Genomic DNA, 14413 nt, shown 5'->3' on the forward strand with positions numbered 1-14413 from the left:
CTCGGCAACACTTCAGTCGAAGTGGGCGTCGGTGTGGCGCCCACTGGGCTCGCTGTGGCGCAGCTCATTGTCGCGCGTGGCGGCACCGCGCGGCCAGGCGAACATCAGCGACTTGATCAGGGTCGCCAGCGGAATGGCGAAGAAGATGCCCCAGAAGCCCCATATACCGCCGAAAAACAATACCGCGAGGATTATGGCAACGGGGTGCAGGTTGACCACCTCGGAGAAAAGCAGCGTGACCAGCACATTGCCATCCAGTGCCTGAATGATGGCGTAGGCGAGAAGCACGTAGACGAAATGCTCGCCGAAGCCGAAATGCAGCCCCGCCGAGGCGGCAACCGGCAGCGTGGCGGCGGCCGCGCCGATGTAGGGCACCAGTACCGAAAGCCCCACCACGATCCCCAGCAGCATGGCGTAGGGGAGCCCCAGCGCCCAGAAAGTAACGAAGGACACTACCCCGACGATCGTGATCTCGATGAACTTGCCGCGGATGAAGTTGGCGATCTGATCGTCCATTTCGCGCCACACGCGGGTCATCAGCATGCGCCTTCCGGGCAGCAGGGTAAGGAAGAAGCCGACCAGCTTTTCGCGATCCTTGAGCAGAAAAAAGACGAGAATCGGCACCAGCACCAGATAGATCAGTACATCCAGCAGGCCCATCAGGGAGTTGAGCGAAAAGCTCACCACCCGTCGCCCCAGTTGGGTGACCTCGTTACTGGCCGAATTGATCAGGTGCTGCGTCTGATCCGGCGTCACCAGATTGGGGTAGCGTTCGCGCAGTTCATCGAGCAGCTGCTGGGCGCGCACGAACACCGAGGGTAGCCCCTGCACCAGCCGCGCGAACTGATCCCACACCATGGGCAGTATCACCAGCGCGAAAAACAGCATCACCCCGACAAACATCAAAAGCACCAGACAGACCGACAACAGCCGCGGCAGGCCGCGTCGCTCCAGCCAGGCGACGACACCCTGCAGCAGGAAAGCGACCACCAGGGCGGTGAGAAAAGGCGCCAGCATGCGCCCGAAGAAGATAATGATGGCAAAACCCAGCACCAGCAGCGCACCCAGCATCACCGCTTCTTCATCGGAAAAATAGCGCTCGATCAAGCGGTTCCAGAGGTTTCTCAGAGTCATCATATCCGCCGCGAGGTTATCGGGTAGGCGTGGGGATTGGGTTCAATTTCAGCCGCCTTTGATCAACACATAATGATAGACGTTGTCGCTGCGTCGTCGCGCCGCCAGACGATGCGAGGCATGCGCCGCAAAGCTTTCGAAATCGCGCCACGACCCGGGGTCGGTGCAGCAGACATACAGACTCTGACCCGGCGCCAGATCAGCCAGCGCCTGGCGCGCGCGCAAAAGCGGCAGCGGGCAGGCCAGGTCTCTGGCGTCCACTCGATAATCGGCACGGGCCTCCAGCGCAAGGCCCTGCTCGTTACTCTCCGGAGGCTCGTTCAAGGGAATTCCCCGCGGTTGTAATCGCTGCGATTCAAGTGCATTTTGACGCTTTAGGCAACCGTTGCATTGCCCGCTCGAGGGTCCTGTGATCCACCGGCGCTCCGTAACCTCTCAAGACACTGGTCCGCCATGCCCATACTCCCGTCGAATCGCTTGCTGCTCGGCGCGCTGCTGCTCGGTGGCGCCCTGTTTCTCGCCACACCTCATGCCAGCGCGCCGCAGGCCTCGGCCCTGCCCGAGCTGGGCGATCCCGGCGGCAGTTACAGCCAGCAGGACGAGTACCGGCTGGGCCGTGCCTGGCTCAGGGCGTTTCGCGCTCATGCCGGGCAGTGGCGCGACCCCATCACCGCCGACTACGTCGACTCGCTGGTGCTGCGACTGCTGCCCAACGCTCAGTTGCAGGATATTCGACCCATCATCGTGCTGGTATCGAGCCGCGCACTGAATGCCTTTGCCGTGCCCGGCGGTGTTATCGGCATCAATACCGGGCTTTTCAGCTACGCCCCCGACCGTGACGCCTTCGCCTCGGTTATCGCCCACGAGATGGGCCACCTGTCGCAGCACCATTTCGCCCGCGAGATGGCGCGCAGCGAGAACGCTCAACTGCCCACCATGGCCGCCCTGCTGGCCGGCATGGTGCTGGGTGCCACCGGCGGCGGCAGTCTGGGCGTGGCGACCATCGCCGGCACCCAGGCCGCGACACTGCAGAATCAGCTGACCTATTCACGCCGCTACGAGCAGGAGGCCGATCGCGTCGGTCTGCAGGCGCTGGCGCGCTCCGGCATGGACCCCATGGCCATGCCGCGCATGTTTCGTGCCATGCAGCAGCTGGCCAGCATGCAGGGCAATACGCCACCGGAGTTTCTGCTCTCTCACCCGATGACCTCATCACGCCTTAGCGACACCACCAGCCTGGCCCAGCAGTACGCCGGCAACAACCCACAGCCCGAGGTGGGACCGGATTACGACATGATTCGCGCCCGCGCCATGCGGGCCATGAGCATGGAAGACCCACAAGCGGTGCGCACCCGGCTCGAACAGGATAATGCCGACCCGCTGGCGCTGCGCTATCTGGCAGCCCTGACGGCCAGCGTTCAGGACCGCCACGACGAGGCACTGGCGGCCTTCGATGCGCTCGCCGCGGAACTGCCCGACAACCTGATCGTTACCGCCAGTGCCGCCGATGCCGCGCTCGACGCCGGTCGGCGTGACGAGGCAGTAGCGCGCAGCGAGCGCATTCTGCGCCTCACGCCGGGCTACTATCCGGCACGCATGATCCGCGATGAGGCGCTGCTGGGCGCCGACCCGCAACAGGCCTTTCGTGATCTGCGCGAACTGGCGGCACAGCGGCCGGAGGAGCCGGATATCTGGAACCTGCTTGCCGAAGCCGCCGGGCGCAGCGGCAACGACGGCTGGGGCCATTTGGCGCTGGCCGAAAGGCTGCAGCTGGTCGGCAATATCGACGACGCCATGGCGCAGCTCGATATGGCCGAGCAGGCGTCGCAGGAGAGCGGCGACTACGCCCTCACCGCACGTATCCGCGAGCGCCGCGAGGCCTATCGCGGCTATCGCGAGACGCTCGAGAACTTCCGCTGAGCGCGCTTTACGCCAGGCGCCTGCCCACGAAAAACGCCTCGCGGCCGTGAAGCCGCGAGGCGCTCTGAAATCTGGTGGGTCGTCCAGGATTCGAACCTGGGACCAATTGGTTAAAAGCCAACTGCTCTGCCGCTGAGCTAACGACCCGTTCGCCGCTCTGCACGGAAGAGCGTCAAACCTGTCGAGATGGTGGGTCGTGTAGGATTCGAACCTACGACCAATTGGTTAAAAGCCAACTGCTCTACCACTGAGCTAACGACCCGCTCGACGGGCGCAAATAGTACTCGCAACATGGGTTGATTGCAAGCGTTCGTCAGCGAGGTGCAAGCCCAAAGCGCCAGCGCCGTCTCATTATCTGCCCCCCATGATGTCAAACCACCCGGGCTGCCGGGCAAGGCCTGCGTGAGCACCACACCATGGAGACGGTCAGCATTTCCAGGGGTTAATGACGTCTACGTTTGCCGCCTCAAATGGCGCCATGTCGCGGGATGCAACCTGATAGCCCTGCGACGCGGCAATGGCGGCTATGTAGCCATCCGGCACAGGAAAACCACGCCCGGCGGTTCTGGCGGACACGGCAAGCTCGGCGTACTTGCGGGCAGCGTCGGTATCAAAGGGCAATACTCGCTCCGCGAACAACTGCACAAGACCCTCCAGCGACTCGCTCAGCATGTCCTTGCGCTTTCCGTTTGACATCGCTGCGATACCAAACAGCAGCTCCGCCAGCGACACACTGGAGAGATACAGCGTTTCGGCGGACTGCTCATTAAGCCAGGCTCTCACGACGGGATCAGGTTCGGGTTTCATCGCCTCGGAAACGACATTGGTATCCAGGACGATCATTCAAACCTCATAGGCTCAGCCGGCGTCCTGTCACGCACCTGCTCGAGGGCTGCAAAGTCTTCATTGGTCAGACCCACTTTACGGCCCAGCTCTGCCAGGGCGTCGCCCATCCTGAGACGAGACTCCGGCCGTATGGCCTCCTCCAGGATGGCCCGCACCTCGGCCTCGGCACTGCGATGATGTCGCCTGGCCCGCGCTTTAAGTGCATTGTGCACTTCGTCAGGAATGCTCCTGATGGTCATCATACCCATGGTTTCAACCCCTTTCCGCATTCATTTTAATGGAATGCCCGCCAACTGCATTCATTATATAAAAATGAATGCAAAGAACAAGCATTGCCGTGAACCCTATAGAATCTCTCCGAAAAGGAGGCAGGTTGAGGTGAATGGTTCCTTCAGGCGACCACAGCTGTCGAGTCAACGCCATCTCGACAGACTCACCACCACTATTCAGCGTATCGAGTCATTGTGCATCAGCCCGGGGGACATCCCTGACGGGCTGAAAAGAAGACATTGATGATCCGGAGACAGCGCACTCAACGCCGCCCACCACCGCGACTGCCCTTGTCGCGCCCGCCACGTCCCGGCGGCGGCGTCGAACTCCACTCCTCCTTGCGCTTGCCACGACGCGACGGCTTTTCACCGCGCTCCGGGCTGCGGGCGTCGCCATCGTGGCGGCGCGAATGCTCGCTTTCACGCGCGCTTTCCGGCGATTTGACGCCGCGCACCGGGCGGCGCTTGTTGCGATCGCGATTCCAGCGGTTTTTCTCATCCGGAGTCAGCTGCGGCACCCGTCGCGGCTCCAGCTCGGCCAGCGCCGAAAGATCGTCGACCTCCTGCTGGGTCAGTTCGGTCCACTCGCCGGCGCGGGCACGCTTGTCGAGGAAGATAGAGCCGTAGCGCACCCGCTTGAGGCGGCTCACGGTCAGCCCCTGGGACTCCCACAGGCGGCGCACCTCGCGGTTGCGGCCCTCCATGAGGACGACGTGAAACCAGCTGTTGATGCCCTCGCCGCCGAACTCCTGAACGTCGCTGAAGTGCGCCGGCCCATCCTCCAGCATCACCCCTTCGACCATCGCCCGTACGTGATCCATGGTGACCTCGCCCATCACGCGCACGGCGTATTCACGCTCGACCTGCATCGAGGGGTGCATCAGGCGGTTGGCCAGCTCACCGTCGGTGGTGAACAGCAAAAGGCCGCTGGTGTTGATATCCAGCCTGCCGATAGCGATCCAGCGCTCGCCGGAAAGACGCGGCAGGCGATCGAAGACGGTGCGCCGCCCCTCCGGGTCGCGGCGGGTGCAGAGTTCGCCCTCGGGTTTGTTGTACATGATCACCCGACGCGCGCTCTGCTGGCTCGAGGTCATGTTGATCGGCCGACCGTCGAGGCTGACCTGATCCTCGCTGGAGATGCGATCGCCAAGGGTTGCGGTTTCGCCATTGACGCTGACCCGCCCGGCGGCGATCGCGGTCTCCATTTCACGGCGCGAACCCAGCCCTGAGCGGGCCAGTACTTTCTGCAGTTTTTCGGTATCCATCTGCAACACTCAATCCCGGCTGTCAATCCGCTGATTCATTGGGGGGCGTGGCCGACCCATCGCCCTCGTCAGGCGTCTGCTCGTCCCGCTCGGCGCGGCGCAGACGCTCTTCGAGACGGTCACCGATGCCGCGCAGGTCGCTATCCTGCTGTGCTGCGGGCGCCGCCTCGTCGCCATTCTCACTGTCGCCTTCGCCGGGCGCCTCGGCCTCGCTCTCCGCGCCGCTATCGGGTGGCGACGCCTGCTCCAGCCAGTCGACCGTCTCGCCCTCGCGCACCGCGCTCATCGGCGGCAGGGCATCCAGGGTGCGCAACCCGAAGTCGTCGAGGAAGCTGCGCGTGGTGGCATAGACCGCCGGCCGACCCGGCACGTCGCGATGGCCGATCACCCGAACCCAGCCGCGCTCGACCAGAGTGCGCATGATCGAAGCGCTGACCGAGACGCCGCGTACCTCCTCGATATCGGCGCGGGTCACCGGCTGGCGGTAGGCGATCAGCGCCAGCGTCTCCAGCAGCGCCCGCGAGTAGCGCTGCGGGCGCTCATCCCACAGCCGCGACACCCAGGGCGAAAGCGCGTCGCGCACCCGCAGGCGAAAGCCGGAGGCACTCTCCTCCAGCATCAGGGCACTCTCCTCCAGGCGCCGCTCGAGGCGCTCCAGCGCCTCGCGAAGCGCCCGCCGCCCGGGCCGCTCGCTCTCTTCGAAAACCGCCTCAAGGCGCTCGAGCGACATCGGCTCGCCGGCAGCCAGCAGCACTCCTTCCAGAATGTGGTCGAGCGGCGGCGTCAAGGCGCGCCCTCCACATCCGTTTCAAAGGGCTGCTCGGCGTCCTGTTCATCATCGCTGTCGCCACGCCCGCGCACGTGAATGGGCGACAGCGGCGCGTTCTGAACAATTTCGATCAGCCGCTCGCGAGAGAGTTCCAGCACCGCCATGAAAGTCACCACCACGCCGGCGCGCCCCTCGCCGGGATCGAAGAGCGCCTCGAAAGGGGTAAAATTGGCCTCATCGATAAGCGCCAGAATCGACATCATGCGTTCGCGGGTGGAGAGTACCTCGCGAGTAATCTGGTGCTCCTGACGAAAATCGGCGCGCTGCATCAGCTGTGACAGCGCCCCCAGAAGCTCCTCGAGCGCTACCGGCGGATGTTGGACCCGCGGCTCCAGCGTCGGCAGGCCGGCGGCGGCGCTGTACCAGTCGCGGCCGCGGCGCGGCAGCTCGTCAAGGCTCTCGGCCGCCGCCTTGATCCGCTCGTACTCCTGCAGCCGCCGCACCAGCGCCGCCGTGGGATCCTCTTCATCCTCCTCCTCGGAACTCTGCGGCGGCCGTGGCAACAGCGTACGCGACTTGATCTCGGCCAGCATGGCGGCCATCAGCAAGTATTCGGCGGCCAGATCGATACCGCTGGCCTGCATCAGTTCGACGTACTCAATGTACTGATGCGTCACCCTTGCGACGTTGACCGCGAGAATATCGAGGTTCTGGCGCCGGATCAGGTAGAGCAGCAGATCGAGCGGGCCTTCGAAAGTCTCCAGAAAGACACGCAGCGCCTCCGGCGGGATATAGAGATCCTCCGGCAGGTCATGCAGCGGCTCGCCGCCCACCACGGCGGCGGGAGCGGCCCGGTCGGCAGGGCTTTGCGGCTCGGCGGTGCGGGTCATGGCGTGTCATCGAAGGTAAATGGCGCGGGCGCAGCAGAGTTGTCAGTCTATCAGGCCGCCCGGCCTTGAGCACCAGCGCCGCGCTATTCGCCGCGGCGGGCGAAACGACGATACGCGAAGGCGGCGTCGCGCGCCGAGTCAGCGATCGCCAGCGTCTGAATATCGTCGTGCCAGGGCGAGAACTCGCACACCGGGTCCATCTGACGCGCATCGCCGGTGACCATCAGCGCCTGGCAGCGGCAGCCACCGAAATCGATGTCGCGACGTTCGCAGCGCTGGCAGGTATCGGGCAGAAAGTCGGTGCCGCGAAAAGCGTTGAAGGCCGGCGAGCGATACCAGACGTCGGCCAGCGTATGCTCGCGCAGACTCCAGAATTCGAGCCCCGGGATGCGCTGAGCGGCGTGGCAGGGCAGGCCGAGTCCCGAGGGCGTAACATTGAGGGTCTGGCGCCCCCAGCCGTTCATGCAGGGTTTGGGGCGGCGGGCATAGTAGTCCGGCACCACCGAGTCGATCGCCAGCCGCCCTTTCAGGCGCGCCTGCGCCTGTTCGACCTTTGCCAGCGCCGCCATCACCTCGGCGCGCGGCGGCATCAGCGCCGAGCGGTTGTGCAGCGCCCAGCCGTAGTACTGGGCGTGGGCCAGCTCCAGGCGTTCGGCACCCAGCGCCAGCGCCAGCGCGATGAAATCGTCGACCTGATCGATGTTGGCGCGATGCAGCACCACGTTGAGGGTCAGCGGCAGCTCGAGAGCACGCACCTCGGCGGCGAAGGCGCGCTTTTTGTCATGCGCGCCGCGCAGTCCCGACACCTGCTCGGTCACCTCCGGCGTCGCCCCCTGAAAGGAGAGCTGAACGTGATCGAGTCCGGCATCGGCCAGCTCGGCGAGGCGCTGCGGGCTGATGTTGACGCCGGCGGTAATCAGATTGGAGTAGAGCTGCTGCTCGGCGCAGGTCGCCACCAGCTCGGTCAGGTCACGCCGCGCCGCCGGCTCGCCGCCGGACAGATGCACCTGTAAAACGCCCAGCGCCGCCGCTTCGCAAAGTATTCGCTGCCAGTCGGCGGTGGTCAGCTCATCGCTGCGCCGCTCCAGTTCGACCGGGTTGGAACAGTAGGGACACTGCAGCGGACAGCGGTGGGTCAGCTCCGCCAGCAGCCCCATCGGCGGGTCGATACGCGGCTCGGAAGCGGGCTTGCCAGTGAGTGTCGGGTCGCTCATACCGTCTCCAGCACGCCCCGCTCGATCAGGGCACGAAACAGGGCATGCACGTCGTGGTGAATCCGGCTGCGCTCGGCATTGTAGTGTGCCGCCAGGTCGTCGACGATACGGGCCAGGCTGCGCTCGCCGTCGACGTTTTCCAGCACCGCGTGGGCGATGGCGTCGAGCTGGAAAATGCGCTCGGGCGCCAGTAGTACCCAACCCTCGCGGGCGGCATCGTGGCGCATGCGCACGCCGCGCGGCAGGCGCACTACGGTGCTGTCGGTCAGGGTATCACTCAAGGCGTGACTCCGCTGACAAGGCCACTTTCGCCGTCCCAGGCGCCGGGCGGCCGATGGCCCTCGACGTAGGCGTGCTGCAGGGCATCCAGCAGCGTCCAGAGCACATCGCACTTGAACTCGAGCGCCGCCAGTACCGCCTGCTGCTGGTCGGCGCGCAGGGCATGACGGCGCACGTAGTCGAGCGCCATCTCGGCATCGCGCGGCGCCTGATCAAGGCGCGGGCGGAAGTAGGCCAGCGTCTCCTCGGAGACGAAGTCATAGTGCGCCAGCATCCCCGACACCCGGGTGCCGATCACCTTCGGCGAAAACAGCTCGGTGAGCGAGGAGGCGATCGCCTCGAGCAGGCTGCGATCGCGCACGAAGTGCACGTAGGCCTCCACCGCAAAACGGGTCGCCGGCAGAATGGCGCGGTTCGAGCGCACCATGTCGCGCGCCAGTCCCAGACCGTCGGTGAGCTTCAGCCAGCGCTCGATACCCCCCTCGCCGGGCGCTTCGCCATCGTGATCGACCAGCCGGGTGCGCCATTCGCGGCGCCAGTCGGGGTCGTCGAGGCGCGCCATCAGGGTGGCATCCTTGATCGGAATCATCGCCTGGTAGTAATAGCGGTTGAGTGCCCAGGCACGCACCTGCGTGCGGTTCAGCTCGCCGTTCTGCAGCGCCAGCTGGAACGGGTGGCGATGATGATAGCGCTGCTCGCCGATGTCGCGCAGCCTCGCCTCCAGCGCTTCGGGATCGAGCGGCTCGGCAACCTCGCAAAGGCTCTGGTGAGATGAACTCAAGGGGTAATCTCCATGCCGTCGAAGGCGATCTCCCAGCCGGCGCTTTCGGCTTCGCACCGCTCGGCGGCGTCCTCGATCAGCACCGGATTGGTGTTATTGATATGGATGAATATGCGCCGACCGAGCCCGACGTCGGCCAGCGCCGCCATGCTGCCCTCGGCCCCGGAGATCGACATATGCCCCATCCGCCGGCCGGTTTTGTGCCCCACGCCGGCCCGGATCATCTCGTCGTCGCGCCACAGAGTACCGTCGAACAGCAGCGCCGCGGCGCCCTCCAGACGCGCCGCCAGTTGCGGCGTGACGGTGGCGCAGCCGGGGATGTAGTAAAGACGCCGGCCATCGACGTCGAACTCGACGCCCACCGTCGACTCGCCCTCGGCGCCCACCTCGACCTCATCGCCTTCAAGATAGAGGGCGGTCTTGCCGGGCACGGCAAAAACGGTCGCCGTCAGGCCGGGCAGCAGCTCGACGGGATGGTCAAGTGCCACGTCGCAGCGCTCGACGCAATCGGCGGCGAGCACGTTGAAAATCGGATTGTGGCGCAGCACGCCGTGAATCTCCGCGGTGGCGTAGAGGCGAAACGGCGAACGCTCACGCAGGCTCAAAAGACCGGCGATATGATCGACATCGCCATTGGTGACCAGAATCGACTCGATCGGCGTATGGCGGTCGCTACGCGAGGGCTGTAGTGCCGGCTCGCGCTGCAGCTGTTGCAGCACTTCGGGGGCACAGTTGATCAGTGCCCAGCGCTGACCATCGATCGAAACCGCAATCGATGACTGAGTACGGGGGATGACCCGTCCGGGATGGGTTCGCGCAAGGCGACACACCTCGCAGCGGCAGTTCCATTGAGGCAGGCCGCCACCGGCGGCCGACCCCAGCACGCGAACGCGTAGACGCCGCGTGCCCTCTTCTACCGACATAGCGCTCAGATTTCAGCGGGCAGGTAGACGCTGACTTCCATACCGGCGCTGATTTCGGTGACTTCGGGTGCAGACCAGCTCATGTCGAACTCCTTGGTTGCAGATTGAAGCGGAATTGCCCTGCAACATTCCGAGTCTAGCAAAAATGTCGCGCAACGAACGTTGTGATGACGCTTATGATCGAACGATCAAGGCGTCTCGGCGCTATCGGCGCGACGATAGCGTCCCTGATAGTCAAAGAGCCGCTCGCGTACCTGCCAGTAGCGCCCCACCTTGCGACCGATCACGAAATCCGGCGCGCGCAGGCGGTGGCGCTCGGCGAGTACCTCATCGAGGGAGCCGGGCCGCCAGCCGATCCCCGGCGCGCGCAGGTGCTGATCGAGCCAGGCGCGGTAGAAGGCGCCGCGCTGCGCCGGGGTTTCGAGCGCGTACCACTCGGCGAGCGTCGCGCCATCCTCATCGTGATAGGTCACCTTCAAACGCGCCAGGCCGCGACCGTTGAGCGTCTGCTCCAGTTGCATGCCACTGACCCGCAGCACCCGCGCGTCGCGCAGCCTGAGCGCCTCGCGCAGCCGGTCGTCGGCGTCGATCAGCCGCTCACCGCAGCCGCCACAGCGTCGCGCGGCGATATCATTGTGCGCACCGCACTGTTCGCACACCTTGTAGCGAAAGCGAAAAGTGCACTGGACTGATTCCAAAGCCTCGTTCTCCACCAGGCCCTTGCAGCGACGACCGTGGTGTTCGATCACCAGATCGCCGTCGCGCTTGCCCCAGAAGACGTTGGCGAAGCCGCACTCGGGACATTCGACCTGCACCGGCTCGCTGTCGCTGTCCGGACGCGGGTCATCAATCTCGGGGGCGTAGAGATCCCAGGGGTTGCCGGCATAGTCGAGCACCAGGCACTCCTGCTTGCCCGCTGCGGGCCGCAGTCCACGGCCGATGATCTGCTGATAGAGGCCCACCGATTCGGTGGGCCGCAGTATCGCGATCAGATCGACGTGGGGTGCATCGAAGCCGGTGGTCAGGACCGCGACGTTGACCAGGTATTTGAGCCGGCGCGCCTTGAAGTCATCGATCAGCGCCCGGCGTGTCTTCGACGCCGTAGCGCCGGTGATCAGTCCCGCCTCACCCTCGGGCAGATAGCCCATGATCTCCTCGGCGTGCTCCACCGTAGCGGCGAAGATCATCACCCCTGCGCACTCGGCAGCGTAGCCGATCACCTCCTCGATGATTACCGGCGTCGCCCGGCTGCCCTGCACCACCTGATTCAGATCGGCGTCGCTGAAGACACCACTGCGCCCGGTAGTCAGCTGCGAGAAGTCGTAGCGCGCCACCGCCGCATCGAGGCGCCGCGGTGGCGCCAGGTAGCCCTGCTTGACCATCACCCGCAGCGGCTGCTCGAAAACGCAGTCGCGAAAAAAGGCCGTTTCCGGACCGGCCACCATGCCGCGATGGTGGCGGTGATAAATAAACCCCTCGCCCAGCCGATAGGGTGTGGCAGTGAGCCCCAGCACCTTGAGATCGCCCCTGGCTGCCCGCAGATGATCGATGATGCGCTGATAGGTGGAAGGAGACTGACCGCGCTCGCCGTCGCCGATGGCCACGCGATGACACTCGTCGATCACCAGCAGGGTAAAGTCGCCGGCGTCGAAGCGATCGAGGGCGTTGATGACCGACTGCACCGAGCCGAACACCACCTGGCGTCCGCTTTCGCGGCGCCCCAGGCCGGCGCTGAAAATATCCGCGTGCAGGCCGTAGGCCTCGTATTTGGCGTGATTCTGCTCGACCAGCTCGCGCACATGGGCCAGTACCAATACCCGGCCGCGCGCCAGCCGCGCCAGCTCGGCGATCACCAGGCTCTTGCCACTGCCGGTGGGCAGCACTACCACGGCGGGGTCGCTGCTGCCGCGAAAGTGCGTCACCACCCGCTCGACCGCCTGTTGCTGATAGGGGCGCAGCGTCGGGCGCCCTGAATCGCGGCGCAGCGTCGGGCGCTCTGAATCGGACCGCAGTTCGGGAGGCCCTGAATCGGGGAGCGGCTGCGGGGGCTGCGATGAAACCCTGGACATCTCTGTATACTGTGCGGGTAGCCCGGAGAGGGCCGATAATAGTTTGACAACCAGAACCCGAACGGCGTGCCAGCCAGCGGCCGTTCGACAGCGGGGAGCGCAATGCAGGCCAACGCACAGATCGAACACTATGTGGCACAGCTCGGCGCCGACGACTTTCAGATCGAGGCGATCGATGCCCATGCAGCGCGCATCACCCTCGACAGTCTCGAATTCGTGCTGGTGGTGGCCGCAGACGAACCGTCGTTTTTCCAGCTGATGCTGCCCAGCGTCTGGCAGGCCGGCGCCACTACCGACCGCACCCTGCTGCTGGAGACCGCCAATGATGTCATGAACACCATCAAGGCTGCCAAGGTGGTGATCTACGGCGAGGCGGTGCACGTCAGCGTCGAGCAGTTCGTCGAGGGTCCACAGCAGGGCGTGGCACTGATTCCCGGCCTGATGGAGCTTTTGCGCAGCGCCGTGGCGGATTTTCACGAGCGCCTTGGCATGGGCCAGGCACCACAGGTCCATTGACCCGCAGCAGCGCGGCGACGTTTCGCCGTTCAGCGGCCGGCGCTACGCTGTCATTACCTCTTCAGTATCCGATCACACTGCAAAAGGAAGATTGATCATGGCCGATACACTGCAACAGTTCGTCGTCATCGCCGAATTCCACGTCAGGGAGGGCGAGCTCGATGCCTTTCTGGCACTGGCCCATAACGACGCCAGCGAATCGCTGGCCAACGAAAGCGGCTGCCAGCAGTTCGATGTACTGCTCGCCGACGACCAGGCCAACACCGTGATGCTTCACGAGGTCTACGACAGCCGCGAAGCCTTTGACCACCACACGCAAATGCCGCACTACAAGCCTTTCAAGGAGGGCAGCGAGCCGCTGCTGGAAAGCGAACCGAAGGTGCGCTTTTTTCATCCCACCGTGAGACCGCAGAACTGAGGCAGCGATCGGCAGAGGCCTGCACCAACGATAAGCGAAAGGAAAGGGAGCAGATCGTTTCTGCTCTCCTTGTACCTTCATTTTTCAAATTGGGAAAGCCACTGGTCTCATTGACCTGAAAACGTTCGCCCCACCCCAGGGAAGCGCTGAATAAAACGACGAGCGAGATGAAGCGCGAGGCGCATGGAACGCAGAAAAATTGAGCGATATTACGGATAGTTCTGGCGAGCGTGAACCACAGAGGTGACCTCAATGCGATCTGTCACCTGGTAAACCACGATGAAGTTCGGATGAGCCACGATCTCCCGTGTGCCGGGCTCACGGCCAACCTGATGTCGATAAGGATGCTCGGCGACCGAGGCGATGGCCGTCTCGAGGCGGGTGCGTAACCGCCGGGCAGCCTGTGGATCGCGTTCGGCAATGTAGGTGATCAACTCAAGCAGGTCGGCAATGGCACTATCATGCCAGTGGATAGGCAGGCTCAAGAACCCTCGCCGTTCTGGCGCCGCACTGCGTCGGCGATTATGGCGTCGACCCTGGCCATGACCTGATCATGGGACATCCCCTGACCCGGGTTGTCGATGCTGTGCTGGACCTTGGCACGGAACCAGCGGTCATGGTTGTCAGCCTGTTCCTGCGTCTCGAACTCAGAGACGATGGGGTCTAGCTGAGTACTCATGGGTGCGTCTCCTCGGTTAACCTTTAGTGTAAACAACTTCCACCAGTTTGACATCCTCCTCGGCACTAACTGCGAAGCCTGAAGACAGGGGCTTTCCCGCAGATCAAGGATATGGGGGACTGTCAGGATAGCTGGAGCCTCAACGATAGCTGGAGCCTCAACGGTTGTTGGAATCCAAACCCTGGAGGGCGAGATGAGGTTTCAATGCAAGACGCCGAAGAACGCCGAGACACCATTCTTGCAAACGCGCGACCAGACTGCGCCTTCAGCTATTTCCGCCGATATGGCCCTGCGCCTGGCCCAGGCATTGAACACCAGTGCCGAAATGTGGCTGGAGATGCAGCTCAAGTATGAGCTTTGGCAAGCAGCACAGCGGCCGCGCACGCCGGTGGCACCGCTGCACACCTCCCGGTAGCCTGCCGGCCCCGGGAGCTGGTGCCC

The 14413-nt window shown here is 64.3% G+C and carries 18 protein-coding genes, 2 tRNA genes and 1 pseudogene; 4 read left to right on the plus strand and 17 right to left on the minus strand.

Annotated features, from left to right (window positions below):
- Positions 1–12: 12 nt before the first annotated feature.
- Together H146_RS0109970 and H146_RS0109975 are read right to left on the minus strand one after the other, a co-directional pair.
- Entirely contained in the window at positions 13–1134 is a 1122-nt protein-coding gene (locus tag H146_RS0109970) for an AI-2E family transporter (RefSeq protein WP_033195626.1), read from the minus strand.
- Between the two features lie 48 nt (positions 1135–1182).
- On the minus strand, positions 1183–1458 hold the full coding sequence (locus tag H146_RS0109975; protein ID WP_019951732.1) for a sulfurtransferase TusA family protein: 276 nt from the start codon (positions 1456–1458) through the stop codon (positions 1183–1185).
- Positions 1459–1587: 129 nt separating this feature from the next.
- Between H146_RS0109975 and H146_RS0109980 the strand changes: the two genes are divergently transcribed.
- A complete protein-coding gene (locus tag H146_RS0109980) occupies positions 1588–3054 on the plus strand; it encodes a M48 family metalloprotease (protein WP_019951733.1) in 1467 nt (488 codons plus the stop codon).
- A 72-nt stretch (positions 3055–3126) separates the two neighbouring features.
- On the opposite strand, the gene H146_RS0109985 is transcribed toward H146_RS0109980, so the two are convergent.
- From H146_RS0109985 to radD, 13 genes and pseudogenes are all read right to left on the minus strand, one after another.
- Positions 3127–3201 (minus strand) — tRNA-Lys (locus H146_RS0109985).
- 40 nt (positions 3202–3241) lie between these two features.
- Positions 3242–3316 (minus strand) — tRNA-Lys (locus tag H146_RS0109990).
- 164 nt (positions 3317–3480) lie between these two features.
- A complete protein-coding gene (locus H146_RS0109995; protein ID WP_019951734.1) occupies positions 3481–3897 on the minus strand; it encodes a type II toxin-antitoxin system VapC family toxin in 417 nt (138 codons plus the stop codon).
- Entirely contained in the window at positions 3894–4148 is a 255-nt protein-coding gene (locus tag H146_RS0110000; protein WP_026351896.1) for a FitA-like ribbon-helix-helix domain-containing protein, read from the minus strand. The genes H146_RS0109995 and H146_RS0110000 overlap by 4 nt, the downstream gene beginning before the upstream one ends.
- Positions 4149–4597: 449 nt before the next feature.
- Positions 4598–5434: pseudogene (gene rluB / locus H146_RS0110005) on the minus strand (23S rRNA pseudouridine(2605) synthase RluB); the annotation flags it as partial.
- Positions 5435–5456: 22 nt separating this feature from the next.
- Positions 5457–6164, minus strand: a complete 708-nt coding sequence (gene scpB, locus H146_RS0110010) for an SMC-Scp complex subunit ScpB (protein ID WP_156826776.1) — start codon at positions 6162–6164, stop codon at positions 5457–5459.
- 53 nt (positions 6165–6217) lie between these two features.
- Entirely contained in the window at positions 6218–7093 is an 876-nt protein-coding gene (locus H146_RS0110015; RefSeq protein ID WP_019951738.1) for a segregation and condensation protein A, read from the minus strand.
- Between the two features lie 83 nt (positions 7094–7176).
- Positions 7177–8307, minus strand: a complete 1131-nt coding sequence (gene pqqE / locus H146_RS0110020; RefSeq protein ID WP_019951739.1) for a pyrroloquinoline quinone biosynthesis protein PqqE — start codon at positions 8305–8307, stop codon at positions 7177–7179.
- A complete protein-coding gene (gene pqqD / locus H146_RS0110025; protein ID WP_019951740.1) occupies positions 8304–8588 on the minus strand; it encodes a pyrroloquinoline quinone biosynthesis peptide chaperone PqqD in 285 nt (94 codons plus the stop codon). The genes pqqE and pqqD overlap by 4 nt, the downstream gene beginning before the upstream one ends.
- Entirely contained in the window at positions 8585–9367 is a 783-nt protein-coding gene (gene pqqC, locus H146_RS0110030; RefSeq protein WP_019951741.1) for a pyrroloquinoline-quinone synthase PqqC, read from the minus strand. The genes pqqD and pqqC overlap by 4 nt, the downstream gene beginning before the upstream one ends.
- Positions 9364–10290 (minus strand): pyrroloquinoline quinone biosynthesis protein PqqB, encoded by a 927-nt coding sequence (gene pqqB / locus H146_RS0110035; protein WP_026351898.1) that lies wholly within the window; start codon positions 10288–10290, stop codon positions 9364–9366. Before pqqB ends, pqqC begins: the two co-directional genes overlap by 4 nt.
- 5 nt (positions 10291–10295) lie before the next feature.
- Entirely contained in the window at positions 10296–10373 is a 78-nt protein-coding gene (gene pqqA / locus H146_RS22450) for a pyrroloquinoline quinone precursor peptide PqqA (protein ID WP_156826778.1), read from the minus strand.
- 105 nt (positions 10374–10478) lie between these two features.
- Positions 10479–12359, minus strand: coding sequence for a DNA repair helicase RadD (radD, locus tag H146_RS0110040; RefSeq protein WP_019951743.1), 1881 nt, complete (start codon positions 12357–12359; stop codon positions 10479–10481).
- A gap of 102 nt (positions 12360–12461) precedes the next feature.
- Here radD and H146_RS0110045 point away from each other — a divergent pair, with 102 nt between their 5' ends.
- Positions 12462–12875 carry a hypothetical protein gene (locus H146_RS0110045; protein WP_019951744.1) on the plus strand — a complete coding sequence of 138 codons (414 nt, stop codon included), beginning with the start codon at positions 12462–12464 and terminating at the stop codon, positions 12873–12875.
- A gap of 97 nt (positions 12876–12972) precedes the next feature.
- Positions 12973–13293, plus strand: coding sequence for a putative quinol monooxygenase (locus H146_RS0110050; protein ID WP_019951745.1), 321 nt, complete (start codon positions 12973–12975; stop codon positions 13291–13293).
- Positions 13294–13502: 209 nt separating this feature from the next.
- On the opposite strand, the gene H146_RS0110055 is transcribed toward H146_RS0110050, so the two are convergent.
- Positions 13503–13778 (minus strand): type II toxin-antitoxin system RelE/ParE family toxin, encoded by a 276-nt coding sequence (locus H146_RS0110055; RefSeq protein ID WP_019951746.1) that lies wholly within the window; start codon positions 13776–13778, stop codon positions 13503–13505.
- Positions 13775–13972 (minus strand): type II toxin-antitoxin system RelB family antitoxin, encoded by a 198-nt coding sequence (gene relB, locus H146_RS0110060; RefSeq protein ID WP_019951747.1) that lies wholly within the window; start codon positions 13970–13972, stop codon positions 13775–13777. The genes H146_RS0110055 and relB overlap by 4 nt, the downstream gene beginning before the upstream one ends.
- A 238-nt stretch (positions 13973–14210) precedes the next feature.
- Between relB and H146_RS19030 the strand changes: the two genes are divergently transcribed.
- A complete protein-coding gene (locus tag H146_RS19030; protein WP_245558725.1) occupies positions 14211–14387 on the plus strand; it encodes a HigA family addiction module antitoxin in 177 nt (58 codons plus the stop codon).
- Positions 14388–14413: the final 26 nt, after the last annotated feature.

Source organism: Kushneria aurantia DSM 21353, from assembly GCF_000382245.1.
GTDB lineage: Bacteria > Pseudomonadota > Gammaproteobacteria > Pseudomonadales > Halomonadaceae > Kushneria > Kushneria aurantia.